Source organism: Neobacillus vireti (genome assembly GCF_036962345.1).
In the GTDB taxonomy this organism is placed as follows: domain Bacteria; phylum Bacillota; class Bacilli; order Bacillales; family Cytobacillaceae; genus Neobacillus; species Neobacillus vireti_A.
This window is the reverse complement of the sequence record NZ_JBALNB010000020.1, coordinates 45,228-66,302: the sequence shown is the minus strand read 5'-3', so window position 1 is coordinate 66,302 and position 21,075 is coordinate 45,228. Positions and strand designations below refer to the sequence as shown.

The 21,075-nt window shown below is 37.1% G+C and carries 20 protein-coding genes; 6 read left to right on the top strand and 14 right to left on the bottom strand.

Translation table 11 applies throughout. The features are described from left to right. Positions 1-7: 7 nt before the first annotated feature. Genes lepB through V7108_RS23645 form a run of 3 tightly spaced genes read right to left on the bottom strand, consistent with a single transcriptional unit; the run spans position 8 to position 2,205 of the window. On the bottom strand, positions 8-562 hold the full coding sequence (gene lepB / locus V7108_RS23655) for a signal peptidase I (protein WP_335518965.1): 555 nt from the start codon (positions 560-562) through the stop codon (positions 8-10). Between the two features lie 2 nt (positions 563-564). Continuing rightward, positions 565-1,218, bottom strand: coding sequence for a TVP38/TMEM64 family protein (locus V7108_RS23650; protein WP_335569626.1), 654 nt, complete (start codon positions 1,216-1,218; stop codon positions 565-567). Between the two features lie 36 nt (positions 1,219-1,254). Further along, positions 1,255-2,205: an LCP family protein gene (locus V7108_RS23645; protein WP_335569625.1), complete on the bottom strand. Its 951-nt coding sequence runs from the start codon at positions 2,203-2,205 to the stop codon at positions 1,255-1,257. Between the two features lie 225 nt (positions 2,206-2,430). Here V7108_RS23645 and V7108_RS23640 point away from each other — a divergent pair, with 225 nt between their 5' ends. After that, positions 2,431-2,781: a hypothetical protein gene (locus tag V7108_RS23640; protein WP_335569624.1), complete on the top strand. Its 351-nt coding sequence runs from the start codon at positions 2,431-2,433 to the stop codon at positions 2,779-2,781. A 25-nt stretch (positions 2,782-2,806) separates the two neighbouring features. On the opposite strand, the gene V7108_RS23635 is transcribed toward V7108_RS23640, so the two are convergent. Further along, positions 2,807-3,373 (bottom strand): competence protein ComK, encoded by a 567-nt coding sequence (locus V7108_RS23635; protein ID WP_335519378.1) that lies wholly within the window; start codon positions 3,371-3,373, stop codon positions 2,807-2,809. Positions 3,374-3,556: 183 nt separating this feature from the next. On the opposite strand from V7108_RS23635, the gene V7108_RS23630 reads away from it, so the two are divergent. Further along, positions 3,557-3,790, top strand: a complete 234-nt coding sequence (locus V7108_RS23630; protein WP_335569623.1) for an IDEAL domain-containing protein — start codon at positions 3,557-3,559, stop codon at positions 3,788-3,790. Between the two features lie 72 nt (positions 3,791-3,862). On the opposite strand, the gene V7108_RS23625 is transcribed toward V7108_RS23630, so the two are convergent. From V7108_RS23625 to V7108_RS23615, 3 genes are all read right to left on the bottom strand, one after another. Then, positions 3,863-5,140 carry a M48 family metallopeptidase gene (locus tag V7108_RS23625; protein WP_335519383.1) on the bottom strand — a complete coding sequence of 426 codons (1,278 nt, stop codon included), beginning with the start codon at positions 5,138-5,140 and terminating at the stop codon, positions 3,863-3,865. An 89-nt stretch (positions 5,141-5,229) separates the two neighbouring features. After that, positions 5,230-5,538, bottom strand: coding sequence for an AzlD domain-containing protein (locus tag V7108_RS23620; protein ID WP_335519385.1), 309 nt, complete (start codon positions 5,536-5,538; stop codon positions 5,230-5,232). Then, positions 5,528-6,259 (bottom strand): AzlC family ABC transporter permease, encoded by a 732-nt coding sequence (locus V7108_RS23615; protein WP_335519387.1) that lies wholly within the window; start codon positions 6,257-6,259, stop codon positions 5,528-5,530. The genes V7108_RS23620 and V7108_RS23615 overlap by 11 nt, the downstream gene beginning before the upstream one ends. 408 nt (positions 6,260-6,667) lie before the next feature. Here V7108_RS23615 and V7108_RS23610 point away from each other — a divergent pair, with 408 nt between their 5' ends. Next, the gene (locus V7108_RS23610) at positions 6,668-8,842 is read left to right on the top strand and encodes a YheC/YheD family protein (RefSeq protein WP_335519390.1); all 2,175 of its coding nucleotides are present in this window, start codon (positions 6,668-6,670) and stop codon (positions 8,840-8,842) included. Between the two features lie 39 nt (positions 8,843-8,881). Here the strand turns inward: V7108_RS23610 and V7108_RS23605 are convergent, their stop codons facing one another. Next, entirely contained in the window at positions 8,882-10,102 is a 1,221-nt protein-coding gene (locus V7108_RS23605) for an ATP-grasp domain-containing protein (protein ID WP_335519393.1), read from the bottom strand. Positions 10,103-10,302: 200 nt separating this feature from the next. Between V7108_RS23605 and V7108_RS23600 the strand changes: the two genes are divergently transcribed. Together V7108_RS23600 and V7108_RS23595 are read left to right on the top strand one after the other, a co-directional pair. Then, positions 10,303-11,682 (top strand): UDP-N-acetylmuramoyl-tripeptide--D-alanyl-D-alanine ligase, encoded by a 1,380-nt coding sequence (locus V7108_RS23600; RefSeq protein WP_335519397.1) that lies wholly within the window; start codon positions 10,303-10,305, stop codon positions 11,680-11,682. Positions 11,683-11,818: 136 nt separating this feature from the next. After that, positions 11,819-13,288 (top strand): C40 family peptidase, encoded by a 1,470-nt coding sequence (locus tag V7108_RS23595; RefSeq protein WP_335569622.1) that lies wholly within the window; start codon positions 11,819-11,821, stop codon positions 13,286-13,288. Positions 13,289-13,327: 39 nt separating this feature from the next. Here the strand turns inward: V7108_RS23595 and V7108_RS23590 are convergent, their stop codons facing one another. From V7108_RS23590 to hemE, 6 genes are all read right to left on the bottom strand, one after another. Further along, positions 13,328-13,714, bottom strand: a complete 387-nt coding sequence (locus tag V7108_RS23590; RefSeq protein ID WP_335519403.1) for a GNAT family N-acetyltransferase — start codon at positions 13,712-13,714, stop codon at positions 13,328-13,330. Positions 13,715-13,859: 145 nt separating this feature from the next. After that, positions 13,860-14,846, bottom strand: coding sequence for a lipoate--protein ligase (locus tag V7108_RS23585; RefSeq protein WP_335569621.1), 987 nt, complete (start codon positions 14,844-14,846; stop codon positions 13,860-13,862). Positions 14,847-14,863: 17 nt separating this feature from the next. Then, the gene (locus tag V7108_RS23580; RefSeq protein WP_335569620.1) at positions 14,864-15,598 is read right to left on the bottom strand and encodes an MBL fold metallo-hydrolase; all 735 of its coding nucleotides are present in this window, start codon (positions 15,596-15,598) and stop codon (positions 14,864-14,866) included. Positions 15,599-15,692: 94 nt separating this feature from the next. Further along, positions 15,693-17,111 carry a protoporphyrinogen oxidase gene (gene hemY / locus V7108_RS23575; RefSeq protein ID WP_335517686.1) on the bottom strand — a complete coding sequence of 473 codons (1,419 nt, stop codon included), beginning with the start codon at positions 17,109-17,111 and terminating at the stop codon, positions 15,693-15,695. 32 nt (positions 17,112-17,143) lie between these two features. Next, positions 17,144-18,076, bottom strand: coding sequence for a ferrochelatase (gene hemH / locus V7108_RS23570; protein WP_335517689.1), 933 nt, complete (start codon positions 18,074-18,076; stop codon positions 17,144-17,146). Positions 18,077-18,216: 140 nt separating this feature from the next. Beyond that, positions 18,217-19,263 carry a uroporphyrinogen decarboxylase gene (gene hemE / locus V7108_RS23565; RefSeq protein ID WP_335517692.1) on the bottom strand — a complete coding sequence of 349 codons (1,047 nt, stop codon included), beginning with the start codon at positions 19,261-19,263 and terminating at the stop codon, positions 18,217-18,219. A 275-nt stretch (positions 19,264-19,538) separates the two neighbouring features. Between hemE and V7108_RS23560 the strand changes: the two genes are divergently transcribed. Further along, entirely contained in the window at positions 19,539-20,936 is a 1,398-nt protein-coding gene (locus tag V7108_RS23560; protein WP_335569619.1) for a hypothetical protein, read from the top strand. Positions 20,937-21,075 lie beyond the last annotated feature (139 nt).

Here is a 21,075-nt window from a genome sequence, read left to right as displayed (position 1 = left end):
TACCATATTAAAATTGAACATCCACTTCATTTAGCGGCCAATAACGGAGGTCAACTTTTCCTACCACTTGGCTGACAGAGATAAAGCCAAAATGCCTGCTGTCCCAGCTTCCTAAGCGATTATCCCCAAGGACAAATAGCTTTCCTTCCGGTACTGTACTTTCACCGGTAATTTCCTTCAAACTAAAATCACCTGTAAGTTTAATGCCAGGTATATCCTGCTTATAAACAGATAAAAATGGTTCTTTATACTTTTGTCCGTTGATGTATAATTGATCATCTACAAATTCAATTTTATCCCCTGGAAGTCCGATGACACGTTTAACAAAATCCTCTTTCTCATTTGCATGAAAGACAATAACATCAAAACGGCTAAGATCACTAATTTGGTATCCCAACTTATTGACAACTAATTTGTTCCCATCTTGAAGAGTAGGCATCATCGATTCTCCCTCGACAACATAGTTAGAAAAGAAAAATGTTCGTATAAAAGCAAAAATGATAATTCCAATTGCAAAGGCTTTAATCCATTCAATCCCCTCTTTTTTCCATTCATTATTCATTTTTAACTCCTCCTTTTCTTCAATTCTTTACCTCTATTTATCTCCTCATTATGGTCATTTTCAATGCGCTTATTCAATCTTACTTCAATTCTTTTTCCAACATACCAAAGAATAAAAATAACGACTAAAACTATCCCTGTGCGGTAGGGTTGAGTAATCAATGATCGAAGATCATATCCTACAAAACTAATGGTAAAGATCATTACCATCTTGCCAATCGCAACAGCAAGCATGTATTGATACATACTGATTTTTGAAAGACCTGCTACAACATTTACAATTACAGATGGTGTAAATGGGAAACAGAGCAGTAGAAACAACGGTCCAAAACCATGGCGATCCACCCAATCCATCAACTTCCGAACCTTTTGGTGTTTGGAAAGAAAAGAAAATAGTCTCTTTTGTCCGTACCTTCTTATTAGTAAAAATAGTAATAGTGCTCCTAAGCAAGAGCCCACCCAAGAATATAAGAACCCTAACCAAAGCCCGAAAGCACTTGCATTCGCCATTACAAATATGACCAATGGCAAAAATGGCAAAAATGCCTCAATCATGGGCAGCACGATACCTGGTAATGGTCCAAATGACCTGTATTCTTGAATTAAGTCCATTATATTTTCAAGAGTGAACCATGCTTTGAATGCTTCGATGTCCATAAGAATGCTCCTTAAAATTCTGCAGTTTCTTTTTGCTTATTGTGTTAAAAATTGGTGAAAAGCCTCATTATTCATTTCTAAATCTAAATCCAATACAGCACCTTCCCCCTTTATATTTGCATCTTTATATCCATTTTCTATCGGAATCCTAAAAGTCTCAATATTACCTCTACCCTTTGCAAAGAAATCCTTTGCCATAAATAAAATATCACCTGTATCCATATTTGTATTAATATATGGGGTGACCACCCCGATTAATTTTGGCAGCTTTGGAATCGTTTGGATCCCTGTAAGTTGATCCCCAATAGCTTGAAGTGCCTGCTGTTGACGCTGAACGCGGCCAAAGTCACCTATTGCGTCATGCCGAAACCGCACAAAGCTAAGCATTTGCTCGCCATTTAACCTTTGAAGTCCAGGTTCTAACGGAACTTCTATGTATTCTTTCATTCGTTTCTCAACATTTATTTCTACACCTTTAGGGAAGGCTTCATCTATTAATTGTACAAACCCTTCAAAGTCCACAATCGCATAATATTGCAGGTCTATTTCAAAGTTTTCTTTGATTGTTTTTCTCATAAGTTCAGGACCGCCCCGCATAAAAGCAGAATTGATTTTATGCTTACCATGCCCTGGAATACTGACATAACTATCCCTCATAATAGACGATATTTTATATGTCCCTTTATCTTCATTATAATGCGCAATCATGATCGTATCGGCCCGAGCCTTCTCATTCCCCCGGGCATCACTGCCTAGCAACAGAATATTAGTGGCACCATATTGATCCTTTTTACCCTCAAAAGCATAAACTTCACTATTTATATCGCTTTGTTTTTCCTCATTATTAATTTTCTCTAAAGATTGATTAACTCCTTGTTTATATTGAAAAAATACATAACCAGCTGTTGCACTTATTAACACCAAGAGAACTAATAATATAGATGTTGATTTTCTTTTTTTTCTTTTTTTATGTCTTTCATATCTCATACCAACTCACCCATCTATGTATAATGTATTTATTTTTATGGTTCTATTATATAATTCATTTTCTCCGAGATAATATCCTTCTATAAAAAACTTTCTCATACTCGTACCAAATTTTGCAAATAAAAAAACGCAAGCTTTTAAGCATTGCGTTTTAGATTAAATTTTCGTATGATTAAACAAGAACAAACGTTCTAATGATAAAAACTAGAAAGGTGCCGATAATGGATGACCAGAATTCCAGAGGAAGATCGCAATATAATGGAAAAAGCCATCTATTTACCCATGGTATTGATTGTCTTAAATCGTGATTTAACCATAGTAGAAAAGAGTCCTTTTAAATTAAAAAAACCATATTTATTACTAATTGAAGAAACAATGAAGACCATTCAAAAGGAATTAGCAGAAGTAAAAAAATATATGAAGCAGCATAAACTCCAAGTAATCGAGACAAAACGGGACGATGCTTTTACTATGTATATGTTCTTATATAAAGGGTATGAGGAGTCTCATAATTACTTTAATCCAAGAATTCGCAATAAAGTTCAAGAGTTAATGGAGTTTTATTTTCTAAAATAGAACCTATCTCGATAAGACCTTACAGTTACTTCTTTAACTTTTCTTTATCATACGTATTGAAATTTTCCGATGCTTCTATGTTCTTGGGACGTTGTAATAAATAAAAAGATTTCCTTTCATTAAATTCAATTCTTTGCATTAGCTTTGTTCTTAAATACGCTGTCCGCTCTAATTGAGAACTAATCGTGCTGTACGATATCGGAAATTTAAAGGACTGATTGTTGTTAAAAAGAACTAATGTTTCTTGCGGATTAATACGGTCATAATCTTTTACATGTTCATGGGAAATCCAAATGCACTCTTGTCGGTTAGGTGATGTTGTAGGGAAGAAAAATATCCGGTTGGTGGGATCGATCGCAATTGGAATTTTATGCGCGTACCCAACTAATTGTTTCGTACCATTCCTGCGACCTTCATAATCACATCCATAATATTCACAACTGGTTCTTATAATATCAAGCGGTTTGAAGGGGGATAAAAATTCATCTTCTACTTCAACGATCTCTGAATAAATTTTACTGCCATACGCGATAGGTTTAATAAACATCGTATATGGATTTACCTCATATTCTTCAATTTGCCTCAGCTTCATTTTTTCAACTCCATTAGCAATATTACCCATCATAGCATGTTTGTTTCCTAGTTGATTAATTTTTCAAAATTGTTGCGAATTTATTCACAAAGTTACGAAAATATATGTCGGAAAATTATAATAATTGATTGATATTATCAAAAAAAAACCATATAATATTAAAAAGCATCAGAGGTGATTTTGATGAATGAGAAATCATACACGGAATTAATGAAAATTGGTGCCATGAAACGTCAACGGAAAGAGAACTTCGTTCAGGATTTGTACATTGATATGCTCTTATCAGAAATTCAATTGACGATTGAAAAAGAAAAACTGCAAAAAAAAATTGACCTTGCCATTGACCATCGAGATAAACAACATTTTTACTACCTGTCTAAACAACTTATCGAAATAAACAAACGATTTGGAACGTAGTCACAAAAACGGGAAAGGAGCTCAAAACTCCTCTCCCATTTTTTATTTAGGCCCTTTCTTAATCTACAGCCATTATTTATCTTTTATCCTTTGTTTTATTTCAAATTCTTCCAGAGTAGAAATACGCTCCAACATGGTAGGATGACTATAACGGAATATCTTTACAAGTAATGGCGGATTCACCTGGGTCAGCCCTGATTTTGTTAATTCCTGGAAGGATGTAATGGCTGATTCTGGATTTTGAGTCATATTTATTGCGTATTGATCAGCGCGTTTTTCCTCATAACGAGAAATCAGGTTGCTGAAAGGACTGGAAACAAACATTAACATCGAAAGAATCATAAAAAATAGAGGCAAAGATCGAATGTCTTTGACATCAGGTATTTTTAATTCCTTTCCAAAGCGACTAACTGCCCAATTCATTATTCGATACGTGAGATATAAACCAACTAATGAAAAAAGTAAATACAAGGCAATACCGATATAAATATGCTTCTCAACATAATGACAGATTTCATGTGCCATGATAAATAAAATTTGGTCATTTGATAACTTATTTAAGGTTGTATCCCATAACACAATTCTCGCGTTTGAACCAATGCCTGTTACATAAGCATTCAAAGAATTTGTCTTGTCCGCCATATTTACTTCAAAAACATGTTCTGCCGGGATCTGTGCTTTTTCAGCTAATGATAGTATTTTTGTCTCAAGTTCCTTATTTTTTAAAGGATAAAAGTCATTGTACAAAGGGTCAATCACAATAGGTTGTAAAAACATCAAGAACAAAGTAAACGGTACAGACAATAACCATGCATAAAACCACCAGCGTTTTACACTTCTTTTCATCAACCAGTATAATACTGGCACAATAATCATTAGTGTTCCAAAATTGATCCAGAAATCAATTAGTTCATCCTTCATCCAAGAAGCAAAGCTTTGTGTTGAGATGTTATAGGACTTTGACAAAGTATAGCCGATATAGCTTAAAGGAAATGTTGCAACAAATGCAAAGAACGATAGCCAAATAAGGTAAATAGCTGTTTGAAGCAGTTTGTACTTTGATGAATTTTCAGCCCACGATTTGAACGCTTTAGAAAATCCAACTAATAGTATTAGAAAATAAAAAAGCCATTCGAATGGTGTCGATAGAAAAAACAACAGATTTCTGATTTTTGAATACTCTTCACTTAACATTAACTCCCTGCCATTTAAAAAAGTTGCGGGATCTGCTTTGGTTCCTTGAAATTCGAAGGGCAGGTTTGAGTCTGTAAAATGAAATAAATACCAATAAAAAAACAACCCATATATTACATAGGCCAAAACTGCATAGACTCCCATTTTTCTAACCATGTTTTGTCCTCCTTTTTGTACAACCTCTCTATACATAGTTTAGTATGTACGTTCATATTTAGAACAACAAAAAGCCGGATTTTACCGGCTTAGAGAAAATAAGAATATACAGCTAGGACTGTAATGGACCCAAGAACGACAACAATTACATTCGCTCCTAAAAATGCAGCAGCAAAAGCTGCGGAAGCACCAACGATTCCATACCAGATATCATCTTTTTGAAGCAAAAGAATAGCTGGGAAAATTAATGCACCGAGTGTGGCGTAGGGCACGTTTTTTAGTACTCCTTGAATAAATGTGGGAAGTTCTTTTCCTTTAAACAAAACAAACGGAAGCATTCTTGGTATATATGTAACTAACCCCATCCCAATAATCATCCAAACAATTTCACTTTTCATCCTTTACACCCCAATGTTTTGCTTTTACCACTTCAATCAACTCAATAAGAACAGCTGACAAAATGGTGGAAGAAACAATTGCCCATCCTTGTGCCAATATCTCCCCAAGTGTAAAAATCGAATTAAATATTGCTGCCAGTACAGCAAGATATACTACCTTAACACTTTTTTTCAAAGATGGAACCAGGAGTCCAATGAACATCGCATAAAGGGCAACTCCCATACTCTCCTGCAGTGTTTGTGGAAGGCTTGCTCCAATCAAGTGACCAATCGCGGTAAAAACAACCCAACTCGAGTAGGCAACTGAATTTACGCCAAACATAAAACCAGTTGCTGCTGTTCCTTCTTTGGTCGCCACCACAGAGAATGTTTCATCGGTAATTCCAAAAGAATAGAGCATTTTATTCCCAAGATGGTCATCCTCACACTTTTCATTCAAGGAAGTGGACATCAGAAAATGGCGAATGTTTACAATAAAGGTCGTTAAAACAATTTCTATGATTCCTGTCCCATAGGTAAGCAAACTCAATGAGATATATTGTGAGGCACCAGCAAATACAATCATACTCATTAACACTGATTCATAAATAGATAGTCCTGATGTTTTAGCTAGAAGACCAAACGTAAGTGCTATGGGAAAATATCCAATCCCGATGCTGATACCTGCCTGGAGTCCCTTTTTAAATTCAGACGATTCTTTTCCTATTGCAATTTCCGACAACTTGACCCCTCCAAAGAAAAGCATAAGGCGCCTGCCTATCGGCGACAAGCGTAAGACGAGCCGGCATGAAGGTTGCTTTTTAACCTTCTTGACGGATTGCTTACGACCTCGAGCCAATGGCGCCTGAAGCTAGACAAATTTCACGCTTGAATCAAAGCTAAATTTTAACAAATTTTCGAATAAAATGAAATAAAAAAACATGGCGAAGATTCAGGATGGTTATAAAGTACTTTTTCGACCTCTTGTAGATAGACATTAAATCCACAAACAATAAATCAAATTTAAGTATTCAAATATAAATTTCGTCAAGAAAGAACACGTTACTACTTCCGCATTTGACCATAACAAAATAGTCAGAGTAATCATATTTTAACAGTAGTAATTATGTGATAAGGAAGGGGGATTTCCATGACCTTAATTGGCATGCTCCATCATAGAAAAGATCCAGCTACCGTTATAAAGTCCTATGCCTATGCTGTTGTTGCAAAGGCGGAAGGTGCGGATTTTGTATATTTTACACCGAAGAGTGTAAATTTTGATAACCAGACGATTGAGGGTTATGAATATAAAAATGCTTCTTGGCAGGAAGTAACAACACCTTTCCCAGATGTTATCTACAATACGGGCAGTCCAGAGAAACTTGATGTTTCAAAAGATATTATTAATCAGTTAAAGGAAAGGATTCCTTTTACTACCGTTTCATTGGGGAATAAATGGACAATAAATGAAAGGCTAAAAAAGGGAAAACAATTCTCAAATTATTTAATCCCGGCAAAAGTGCTTAGGAACTGGAATGATCTTAGTGGATTTTTACGAGAATATGAGAACGTTGTGGTAAAGCCTATGGATGGCAGGAAAGGACAAGGAATATACTTTATCCAAACAACCAAGAATGGCTTTATTGTCAATAAGGATTGTAAGGATAAGAGTTATACACAAAAGGAACTGAAGGTGTTTTTAGAAGCTTTACTGCAAGAAAACACTTATATTGTTCAACCATATATTAGCAGTAAAACTAAAAAAGGATTGATCTTTGATTTTCGCCTTCATGCCCAGAAAAATGGGGAAGGTAAATGGGTCATTACCGCCATTTATCCTCGAATCGCAACAGATGGCACCATTATTACCAATATTAATAATGGTGGATATACCAAATATTTAGAACCCTTCCTAAACCAGGAGTTTGGTGAAGAGGAGGCTTTTAATTTAAAGAGGACACTCGAATACTTCACCCTTTCACTTGCTCGGCATCTCGATGAGCTTCAAATGCTTGAATATTCGGAGGTCATAGATGAGATTGGAATTGATGTTGGTTTAGACGAAAACCAGAAACTTTGGATTTATGAAGTAAACTGGCGCCCTGGCTGCCCTCCTGCCTTTTATTTAGAACTTGATGTGGTAAGAAACACAATCCAATATGCATTATACTTGGCCCATCATAATGAAAAGGTTAAGCAGGAAATTAGACGCTTTAAGAAGATGGATTTGGAGAAGAGAAAAATTCCCATTATTGCTGTTACCGGGAGCGCAGGAAAAACAACAACAAAATCTTTTATATCCTCTATCCTTCGTACAAGATGGAATACATTTGAATCAAAGGATTACTGGAATCGAACGGACCATACTCAAATACATGCTGATTTAATTAATTCCAGCCATCAGGCCGTTGTTTTAGAGTATGGGATGGGGTTCCCAGGAGTGATCACCGAACATTGCCGGATTATTCAGCCAAATATTAGTGTGGTCACGAATGTAGGAATGGCACATATTGGAAATTTTGATGGCGATATTAGAAAAATTGCCAAAGCCAAATCTGAATTAATCCATGGAACAAAGAAAAATGGCATTTTATTTATTAACAAGGATGACGAAAATTCCAAATTACTCGAAACTGACCAATTTAAAGGGAATATTATTACAATTGGAGTAAAAAATGATGCGGATTATCGAGCCTATCATGTTTCCTATGCTGATAGCGGCATGAGGTTCAAGGTCATGCTTCACAATAAAGAATGGTCGTTTTTCATTCCGATATATGGTGAGCACCATGTTTATAATGCTTTAAATGCGATTGCCGTGGCAGATTATCTTGGCTTCTCGCCGCAAGAAATTAAATCAGGGTTACTATTCAGAAAGCCGCCGAGACGATTAACGGTCTACCACTTAAATTTTGGGATTAACTTAATCGATGATTCTGTTCACTCCACACCTCAAGGCGTCATTGCAGCCATAGATGTTTTAAAAAATATTAGCCCTGCCAGAAAAATAGCCGTACTCGGCAGGATGATAGGACTTGGCGATAGAAGAATGGAGCAATATCAAAAAATAGGTAACTATTTAGTTAAACAAGGCGTAGATGTTGTGATTACCTATGGCCGGTATGCCAAAGATATTGGACTTGAGGCAATCAAGGCAGGGTTACCTCCACAAAATTTCAAACATTTCCTGAATGAAGATACGATGCACGAATACCTCTTAGATATTTTACTAGAAAAAGATACCATTCTTGTAAAAGGCGCAAGTATAATGAATATGTTTAATACAGTTCAATTTATCAACTCAACCTTAGGTATTAAAGAATAGCAAAAAAAACCCCCATAATAACGAGTATGGGGATTTTTTTTACTCTGTTCGAATATGAAATGTAAGTTCATTTGCAGCTTGCTTTGCTATGCTTTGTGCCTCTTCCAGGGTATCCCCTTTAGCAATAACATATGCATACCGGTGTCCCATGGATAACGGAGGAGTTAAATACGTTCCACTCTTTGGCTTTACGTACACTTCAACTACCCCAGGTGTAGACATTGCCCTGTTTTTCCCTGTAACCTTTTCTAAAATCCCCTTGTTTTCAAGTATCACATATTGTGTATAAACATTGTGCCTTGTACGCATTTCTAGTGACGGTTCCTCTCCGGCTAACATCTTTAATGTCTCTTCCACGAGGCTATAACCATGAGCAGCCTGAATCATCTTGTTCATGGCTCCACCAGATATTCTAGGGTTAATTTCAATCAATTTCCAGCCGTCCTCTGTCAATCTAAGTTCCAAATGAAAAGCACCATTTTTAAATGCTAATAAAGAGACAATTATTTCGATTACATTAAGTAAACTCTCCTCTATATAATACGGTACTTCAGCTAACACACCATATCCAGTAACAATAAACCGTTTACCCTTGGTAATTTCCTGCTTAATAATGGCACCAATTTGGATTTGCCAATTGGTGACTAAAACTTCAACTAGGTATTGGTCACCATCCACATATTCTTCAATAATGATGGTTTCATTTGGATTCTTCGTCCTCAATTTACCTACATTTTTTCCTAGCTCTTTCAAGTTGGAGGCAAAAAGTACATCTCTCGAGCCTGTAGAAGAGGCATACTTCACGACTACTGGGAAATGAAAGTTATTTAGGTCCAATTCAACTGGGAGTTGAGCTTTCTTTGATACTAATTTAAATTCAGGTGTAAAAGATTGATTTGAAAAAAAGGTTCGTGTCTTTTCTTTATTTTCCATTATCGAAATCGCATCAGTGGATAAAAGGTTGTTACAAAATTCATCAGCTAATAACGAAGCTGTATAAACGTAATTATCAACAAAGCTGGTGATCACTACTATCTCGTGTCCCCTTTGTTGTAATAACCTTATTTGGCCTTTTAATTCATCTATATTTTTAGTATCAACCAATGTGAGTAGATGAACATCCTGATATTCGTTTCTTTGCTGGATTTGTTTTTCTTGATCTGTAAATACAACCGTATAATAGCCTAAATCATTTGCAGCTTTTACTGCTTCCCTGCTCGATCCCGATTTATTTACACCGATAAAAATGATCGTTCTCATTCTTCTCACTCCTATTTCCCCTGACAAAGATGAACGCCCTATATGTTATGAAAGAAATGGAGTTTTGGATAGACTTTTTCAGCAATTCATTAAATATGATAATGAGTAAAATATAGTTATTTGTGCAATCCCACGAATAAAGTGTGTCATACACTAAAAAGTGAATTTACTTTACAAGTGGGAAGTGAAATGAAGAAATCATGAAAGCTTTTTCTATTTCAGAAATCAGAAAAATCATCAATGGTGAGCTTCTGCTGGGATCAGATAATTTGGTCATTGATTATATCCCTTATTATAAAAATATACGAAGAAAAAAGAGAAACGTACTCATATTTATTCGAAGAAAATTCGAATTTGATTTAAATTACATTAAATCCAGACTTCCTTGTGCAATCGTCATTGACCATTCTTTCGGTCCACTTAAATCCATTGAAGGGTTAACTGTGATTAGGGTGGCCAATGTAAAAAGCGCACTATGGAAATTTATTGAATACTACCGGCAATTGTTTTCTATTCCAGTTGTAGCTGTAACGGGAACATGTGGTAAGACAACCACGAAGGAAATGATTGCACATATCCTTCGTGAGAAAAAAAATGTTCGATATACAGTAAACAGTAATAATTCTAGGCTTGCTCACCTGCACTATCTTATAGGAATAGATGAGCATACCGATGCGGCCGTCTTCGAAACTGCTGTAGGTATGCCTGGAGATGTCAGGAATGCTTGCAGATATTTTAAACCAACAATTGGTATTATTACAAACATCGGTGCATGTCATTTGAATGCCTGTAAAACCATTGATGCTTATATAAAAGCAAAAGGAGAAATGGCTGCAGGTTTAGAGGATGATGGTGTTTTAATCTTGAATGCTGATGATGAGAAAACAAAGTCAATCAGTTTAGAGAACTTTAAAGGAAAGATTGTGTACTTTGGTATCAAAAATCGTGCTGATTTCCGTGCAACCGGCATTGAATACCGAGATGGCGGGATGAGGTTTGTTCTCCAATCCAATAATGGAAGCATGCCCATCTTTATTCCCGGATATGGAGAGCATCAAGTCGCTAATGCATTAGCAGCATTAGCAGCAGTGAATGAAATAGGCATAGATCTGAAACAAGCGGCAGAACGGTTAAAGACATTCAAAAACCTGGGAAGGCACTTAGAAATCGCTTCTGGTTATAATGGAGCAACCATTATTGATGATACTTGGAACTTCAACACGACCTCATTGGAGGCTGGTATGAAGGTCTTAAATCATGTTGCAGGTAAAAAACATAGAATTGCTTTATTTACGGATATGACTTCATTAGGAGATTATAGCCTTCAACTTCACAAACAAGCTGGTGAAATTGTTAAAAAGTATGGCGCAGATACAATTATTACGTTAGGGAATCGTGCACAGGAAATGGCGAACTATGCAATCGAACTTGGGTTAAAATGCAAGACCTATTCATTTACAGATTACGGCCAGGTTTACACACTTTTAAAAGAATTACTGAATGACAATTCAACCATTTTGATTAAGAGTTTTGGAAATAACACCTCTATGATTGAACTAGCGGCCAACTTAAAAAAATAGGCTGAATTTGAATAGATTTAATGCAATTTATTGAGATTATAGGAAGAAATTTCCACCGTTTCTCCTCCACTTTCTATGTTACGATGGTTTTGTTCCTACGCAGGGAGAAAATACAGAAAGCGAGGAGAAATTTTATATGAATAAGAAATTAATTACAACATCCGTTGCCCTAATGATAACTTTTAGCGGAATGAGTATTCCAACTTTCCATTTAAGTACCAACCATGCAGCTGCTGCAACAACAACCATCCCAAACCCCTACAATAACCAGGCCGCAGTTGACGTAAAAGCAGACCAAATCATCGCAACAGCGAAGAATTTAATTGGAAAAGCTACGTACGGTACGAAGAAATTAACCTACCCATATCAATTTGCTTGTGCAACATTTGTTAATTATGTATTTGCACAAAATGGAGTTGATATAGCGACCGAAACAGAAGAATATATGATGGAACAAGGTTATGAAGTTCCTCGAGACCAACTGCAAAAAGGTGACCTTGTTTTCTTTGACGCCAACCCAGCAAACACGGATCCAACCGATCATCTTGGGATATATATTGGCGATAATAAGATCATTCACATGGCAAACCCTGAATTAAATATTACTATTTCTGATTTGGATAGCACTTCTTATTATCGTAACAACTATGTAAAAGCTAAACGGGTACTTCCAAGTCTATTATCAGCAAACCCTACTACAAAAGGTGACCAAGTTGTTTCTAGTTATTTCGCTTTAAAAGATAAGGTGAAAATCAATTCTACAACGAATAATACAGCAGCAGCTACATTTACAAATGCCGGATTAGTTGATCATATTTATAAGCAGGCTGGTATAAATCTAGGTACAACAAACATGAATGAGCAAATGAAATTGGGTCAGCCTGTTTCTAAAGATAATCTAAAAAAAGGTGACCTTGTCTTCTTTAACAATAAAACAGGTTCAAATACACCAGCATTAGTAGGTATTTACGGAGGCGATCATCGCTTACTCTTAGCCTCTACTGCCTATGGAACGGTTACTAGAATTCTGTTCCTGCCATATTATAATGATTTGCACTATATTACTGCAAGACGTGTAATTACGGAAACACCAGTAACAGTTACACCGACACCGGAACCTGCACCAACGCCTGCGCCGGCTCCAACACCAACACCTGCGCCGGCTCCAACACCAGCACCTGCGCCGGCTCCAGCACCAACGCCAGCACCTGCGCCGGCTCCAACGCCAGCTGTACCAACAAAAGCTGATAATATTGTTACTTCTGCCACAAACCTTATTGGGAAAGCAAACTTTGGTTATGTTTATAATGTAAGTACCTTAACCTTTACACCTGGCGGTTTCACGAAATATATTTATGGTCAGCATGGCATCAACTTAAAATCTACTCTTGCCAGCTACCAAGCGACATTAGGACAGCCTGTCGAGAAAGCGAATCTTCAAAAAGGTGATTTAATTTTCTTTGGCGGAGCCTCAATTAGTAACGTAGGAATTTATGCAGGTGATGATCAATTCATTCATTTAATTAGAGGTAAAGGAACAATAAAAGAAAACTTGAATTCAGATTGGGCAACACAAAATTATAAAACTGCCCGTCGCGTTCAATAATACTCAAAGAGGAGCAATTTTTGCTCCTCTTTTTTCTATTTACCGTAATCTTTTTTCCACAGGGGTTAAGCTTCTCCCTTTAGCTGTGGCTATAAAACCATTCTTTAAGTAGTGATTCAAGGAATATGGTGTACATTTTGCCTTAATTAAGTCCTTGTTTAGGGTAAATACAAATTTATCCCTTTCTTCAAATAAACGTCTATATATTCCTTTACTTCTGTAATCTTTTCGAACAAAGTCAGTATTATAATAAACATATTCCCTTCTTAAAACACATGAAACAATACCAACTACTTCGTCTCCCATTTTTGCCCCAAACCAAATGGTATTCTCAGTATTTCTTACCCTCATTCGTCCTTTAATCACATAAGGTACTATAGGAGCAATTTCTTCAAAAGTCATGCGAGAGACGGTGAGTTCTTCCATAAACATCCACTCCAGTAAGATTTTAAATACGGTTAAGATTAAGTACTTGTCTAATATATATATGAACGGATGTAAACTGTGTTTGTGTTAACCTACCGGTTGAAGGGCCTAAAAAAAACGATGATTTTCATCATCGTTTCAAATACTAATAAATTAAATTGATTAATTCTTCTTTGGAGACATTTCCAAAATAAAAGGTTGTATCAATATCCTTTAGTGCTGTTTCCAAATCGCCTTTTTCATAGCGAACACCTTTGAGTTTATTCTCAATATTACTTACATCCCCCACACCAAAAAAGTCACCATATATTTTACAATTCTCAATGACTCCTCTTTCAACATCTAAGCGCACATCAATCTGCCCTACAGGGAAACGATGGGAATGCTGAAGATTAAACTTTGGAGATTTACCGTAGTTCCAATCCCAGTTTTGATAACGTTCCTTTGAAATTTGGTGAATCTTCTCCCAATCCTCTTCCGTTAATATATATTCCGTTATTTCTTTTCCTTGGAAAATATATTTTAGCAGTGACGAACGGAACTCTTCGATATCGATTTTTTCTTTCAAAAATTCAGAAATATTAGCCACTCTGCTGCGGATTGACTTAATTCCTTTAGATTCAATTTTATCCTTTTTCACCCTTAAGGCGGAGACAATATGTTCCATTTCTGAATTAAAAAGGAGAGTTCCATGAGTAAACATCCGGCCTTTTGTAGAAAATTGTGCATTGCCGGAGATTTTCCTTCCTTCAGCCAAGATATCGTTTCTCCCGCTTAATTCAGCGTTGACCCCCATTTGTTTAAGAGCAGTAATCACCGGCTCAGTAAACTTTCGGAAATTGTGAAAACTATCCCCATCATCTTTTGTAATAAAGCTATAATTTAGGTTGCCAAGGTCATGATATACTGCGCCGCCGCCAGACAGCCTGCGCACTACATGGATACCGTTCCTCTCAACATACTCGGTATTAATTTCTTCTACTGAGTTTTGGTTCTTCCCAATGATGATAGATGGCTCATTTATGTAAAATAATAAATACGTATCATTTATATCAAGATTTTTTAACGCATATTCTTCTATCGCTAGATTTATACGCGGGTCGGTAATTCCTTTATTATCAATAAATAACATACTGCCTTTTCTCCTTCTTATACTAAAATGGTTTGAAATTCATCTGCTAGTTTTATTATACCAGTATATTCAGTATTTGCTTCACTGATAAGCTTTGATGAGTCCCCGTAATGTGGAAGATGGGTTAGAATTAATTGTTTAACACCTGCTTTTTCTGCAAATCTCCCAGCATCAATGCTGTTCATATGACCTGCAGATTTCCCGTCTTGATGCTGATAAAAATTACATTCACATAGTAATAGATCTGCGCCTTTACCAAACTCAATAAATTCTTCTTTATAGGAACTATCACCTGTGTACACGAGTGTCTTCCCGTTTGCTTCTATTCTCATTGCATAACAAGGAACTGGATGATTGGTTTTCAGAAAAGAAACTTGAAATGGTCCAACAGAAAGTACACTATTGGGATCATAGTTTATTCCCTTTGTAATGTCTTTATAGGTCAGTTTCGTAAATTCCGCCTGGTCGAAGGAGTGGCCATAGAGAGGTAATGTTGGGAAACTCTTGTCTAGAAAGCCCTGAATTAGCCTTGCATGCTGTAAAACCCCAATGTCAGCGATATGATCGGGATGATAGTGAGAAAGTATCACGGCATCCAGCTCCTCAGGTTCGATAATATTTTGCAGCTTGCTAAGAACACCACTGCCACAATCAATCAGCAGATTAAATCCATTATGCTCAAGTAAATACCCTGAACTTGCACCATTCTTTTTTGGGTATCCTCCCCAATAACCTATTATTGTAAGTTTCATCTAAACTACCCCCTCTTGATTTTTCATACCTTTACTATACTTGAAAAAGCTGCGAATAAAAAAGAAGCTATTCTCAAAAATAGCTTCTGGTTCATTATTTCACATTTAAATATTCTAATACACCTTTTACAGCTTCCTCACCTTGGTCAATACAATCAGGAAGTCCAACACCGCCAAAGGATGCACTGGCTAAAAAGACGCCTGGCAGATCTGTTTTTATATGGCCTCTAATGGTCTCCAGCCGCTGTTTATGTCCAACTGTATATTGCGGCATTGAATCTTTCCAGCGTGAAACAACTGCAAATTCAGGCTGCATTCCTATATCCATCGTTCTGCTCAAATCATCAAGAACAATCTTTATAATTCTGTCATCAGAAAGATCAACAATCGTTTCATCTCCAGCTCTTCCAACATAACAGCGAAGGAGAACTTTGCCTTTCGGAGTGGAATGAACCCATTTTTTGTGTGTCCAGGTGCAAGCTGTAATAGAATAATCTCCATTTCTCGAAACGACAAACCCAGTTCCATCAATGTCCTTTTTTATTGCTTCCTCTGGAAACGCTAAGGCAACCGTAGCAACCGATGTAGATGGAACTGACTTAAACGGTTCAAAGAATTCATAGTCCGAAAACATAGATTGTGTAATTTTATGCGGTGTTGCAGCAACAATAGAATCCGCTGTCATTGTTTCACCGTTATTTAAGTAAAGCTTGTATTGTTTATTTGTCCTTGTAATTTTATCAACCCGGTGTCCTTTCAGTATTGAGTCAGGGTCAAGTTTTGCTTCAATTGCTTCCGCAAAGGATTGGAGACCGGTTTTAAAGGTTAAAAATACACCTTTTTTCTTCTCGGCAGGTTCTTCAGTTTTCGATTTTGCCGGTGTGTTTTTTTTCATACCCAAAATAAGACTACGGTATTTTTGTTCAACCTGATAGAACTGCGGAAAGGTCGACATTAAGCTCATTCGATCAATATCGCCCGCATAAATCCCCGATAATAACGGTTCAATTAGATTTTCAACTACCTCATCGCCTAATCTTCTTCGAAAAAACTCACCTAAAGATTGGTCAACATTACCTGGGGATCTTGGTAAAATAAAATCCGCTGCTGCTCTTAACTTCCCCGGAATCGAAAACAAACCAGTTGTAATAAATGGTCCGAGTTCAGTCGGGATTCCCATTATGGAACCCCCAGGCATTGGATAAAGCTTGTCTTTCACCAAACAATAGGATTTTCCGGTCGAATTTGATACTAATTGATCCTCCATTCCAACTTCCTTTGCCAGCCTGGTCATGCTTGTCTTTCTTGCTAGGAATGAATCAGGACCTCTTTCAATAATAAAACCATCTCTAATAACGGTTTGCATTTTACCTCCGAGACGGTGAGATGCTTCAATCAGTTTAATCTCAAGAGGCAGCTTTTTTTCGTTTATTATTTTTTGAAGGTAGTATGCGGCAGTAAGCCCTGCAATACCTCCACCAATAATCGCTACCTTCTGTTTTTCTTCCGCCACGGATGTCACCCTACTTTCGTTTCAGATCAATATCAGTTTGCTAATTTTTTTAAAATGACTGATGTCATTGCTTGGATTAAATCATCATGTGCGTTAGGCATTTTAGGGCGATAATAACTTGCTCCTACTTCCTTTGCTGCCATTCTGCACTCATAATCGTTGTCATAAAGAACCTCTAAGTGTTCACATACAAAGCCAACAGGTGCATAAACAAATGCCTTATATGGATATTCTTTAGCCAAAGTCTTAGTTAAATCTTGAACATCTGGTCCCAGCCAAGGTTCTGGCGTATTCCCTGCGCTTTGCCAGCCGATTGCATAATTCGTTATCCCAGCTTGCTTTGCAATCAAATCTGCTGTTTCCTGAAGTTGATTTGGATATGGGTCACCAAATTGCAAAATCTTTTCTGGAAGACTGTGGGCTGAAACAATCAACATCGCATGATCTTTTTCTTCCTGCGGCATATGGTCATATATTTCTTTGATTTTTCCCGCCCAGTAATGAATAAATTTAGGTTCAGCATACCAGCTGTCAACGGAAGTAATAGCAATACCACCGAGTCTTTCTGCTTCTTCCTTGGCTCTATTATTATACGACTTAATGCTAAACGTTGAGAAATGAGGCGCCAAAACAATACTTACTGCCTCTTCAATTCCATCAGCATGCATTTGTGCAACTGCATCCTCGATAAATGGTTCAATATGCTTTAAGCCAAGATACATTTTAAATTCAATCTTATCTTGTACTGTGTTAATATGCTCTTCTAATGTTTTTGCCTGTTCGAGAGTAAGCTTTGCTAAGGGAGAAATTCCGCCAATAGCTTCATAGCGATTCCGTAACTCTTCTAACATTTCGAGAGTTGGCTTCCTGCCATGCCGAATATGTGTATAATAACGTTCCAAGTCATCTAAAGTATATGGGGTCCCGTAAGCCATTACTAGTAATCCCATTCTCTTTTTAGTCATCTGGTGCACCTCTTTTAAAGTCTAGTTTCCTCAAATCAAGGATTTAGAGGGCCTCTAATTAGTTAGGGCCCTCCTTCTTTTTTCGCATATTATATTGTGCCAAAAAATAATCTATTTTACCATTATTACCACTTGAGTATTTAATTGCTGCGTTTAGACGCAGAATACTCATGGACAAACGATGTTAATCTCTTCAAGGTTGCTGGATTTACGGATGGGAACACACCATGGCCAAGATTAAAGATATAGCCCCCCTGAGCCATGCCTTGATCTAAAATTGCTTTAGCTCTTTCTTCAATTACATCCCAAGGTGCTAACAGTATTGCTGGATCAAGATTACCTTGTACCGTTTTTTGAATTCCCATTTGTCTCGCTTGTTGAATCGGCAAACGCCAGTCCAATCCAACCACATCAATCGGAAGGTCATTCCACTCCAGCGCTAAATGACTCGCGCCGACTCCAAACATAATAAGTGGAACATTTTCTTCTTTTAGTTCTGTAAAAATTCTGTTCATAACCGGTTTAATAAAATAGCGATAGTCCTCTACATTTAATGCCCCGACCCAGGAATCAAAAATTTGTATCGCTTTAGCTCCTGCTTTAATTTGTGATTTTACATATGTAATAATCATATCAGCAAGTTTATCCATCAAAGCAAACCAAGCTTTTGGCTCAGAATACATAAATGCTTTTGTTTTATTGTAATTTTTTGATGGTCCTCCCTCAATCATGTAACTAGCAAGCGTAAATGGAGCCCCAGAAAATCCAATTAAGGGTACAGACAATTGTTCTTGAGTTAATATTTTTATCGTATCTAAAACATAAGATACGTCCTCTTCCGGATGAAGTTCACCAAGTTTTTCAACATCAGCTAAGGAAGTGATTGGATTATCAATAACTGGACCAATACCAGATTTAATTTCTACTTTCATCCCCATTGCTGGAAGTGGAGTCATAATATCTTTATAAAGAATAGCAGCATCTACATTATACTGCTCTACTGGCAGACGGGTAACATACGCACATAACTCAGGCTGATGAGTAATTTCAAACAAAGAGTACTTTTCTTTAATTTCTCTATACTCTGGCTGAGAGCGACCTGCTTGACGCATGAACCAAACTGGAACATGGTCAGTTTTTTCTCCTCTTGCAGCTTTTAAGAATGTTTCGTTTATTTGCTTTGACATGTAAATAAATCCACCTTTCAAAAGACCTGTCTCATTCATTTTAATATATGTAGCTTAAAATAACCAACTTCATAGAGTATAGCACTGTTTTCACTATATCGATTAATCCTATTTGTGTATAGGTTAAGATGGAAAGTGTCAAAGAAAAGTCGTTTTTACAGATTAAATTTTCCTTGGAATCCCTTTCACCACTTTATTGCAGATTCATATTCTGTATTACATCCAAAGGGCGAATACCTATTTTTCGTCCTTAGATGATGAAAGGAGGTCATTGTATGCTTATCGAACTGTCAGCTCTTCATTGGATATATGTTGTCTTTATTGCCCTTATTATCGGATTTATGGTAAAACGAAGAGATACTACACTTATTTGTATTTTAGGGATATTCCTCATTGCTGTCACCGCAACAGGATCCTTAAGCAGTTCAGTTAGTAGTATTTTCAACAGTTTTATTTATGCGATTACGGAGTTATTATCAACCATCTTAGTTATATCAATCATTGTAGCTATGAGTAAAACACTAACTTCTACTGGTATCAACGATGTGATGATTTCACCTTTTACAAGATTGATCCGCAACCCGGCACTCGCCTATTGGACCATTGGTATATTAATGATGGTCATTTCATGGTTCTTCTGGCCTTCGCCAGCAGTTGCTCTTCTAGGTGCTGTGCTGCTTCCTGTAGCGCTGCGGGCAGGTCTGCCTGCTTTGGGTGTTGCCATGGCAATGAACTTGTTTGGACATGGGATCGCTCTATCAGGCGATTTTGTCATTCAAGCTGCACCAAAATTAACCTCTGATGCTGCCGGAATTCCAATCGGTGATGTCATTAGTGCTAGTATTCCTTTAGTTTTCACGATGGGGATAGTAACTACGATTGCTGCCTTTTATTTTCTAAAACGAGATATGAAAAACGGTTTACTTCAGCCAACCCCGTATGTTCCTGTCGATTCAGACTTAGAAACAACTTCTGAGAAGAACCTGCTATCCATTGGACAAAAGCGATTCCTTGCGATTCTCGTGCCAATATTATTTGCAGTTGATGTAGCAGCTATGTTTATCCTTGAACTGACTGGCGGGGAAGCTACTGCTTTAGTTGGCGGGACATCTATTTTTATTCTTCTTCTAATTACCATGGTAAGCCATAAAAACAAGGGGCTAGAAAAGACAACTAGCTATTTAATTGAAGGCTTCACCTTTGGTTTTAAGGTTTTTGGACCTGTCATCCCAATTGCTGCCTTCTTCTATTTAGGTGATGCTGGTTTTGGAAAAATCATTGGGGACTTTTTACCGGACGGATCTCAAGGAATTGTAAACGACCTAGGTATTGCATTAGCGAATATCGTACCTTTAAGTAAAGTGGTCGGAGCGGTGACACTTACTACTGTAGGGGCTATTACAGGTTTGGATGGCTCAGGATTTTCTGGAATATCACTCGCTGGTTCAGTCGCAGGTTTATTTGCTGTTGCGATTGGCAAAGGTGTTGCCACTCTGACTGCACTTGGGCAAATTGCCGCTATTTGGGTAGGTGGCGGAACATTGGTACCTTGGGCATTAATCCCTGCTGCAGCTATCTGTAATGTTGATCCATTTGAATTGGCAAGGCGAAACTTACTACCAGTAATCATTGGACTGGTGGTCACCACAATTGTGGCAATGTTTTTGATATAAAGGCGGGGTTAATATTTACGGTGATATCTGGACAGCGACATCAAAGATTGATGAGGGACAAATCAGGAGATTCCTCAACGAGTTTTGTCCTTCATAACCAGGATGAAGGACAAATCAGGAGATTTCTCAACGAGTTTTG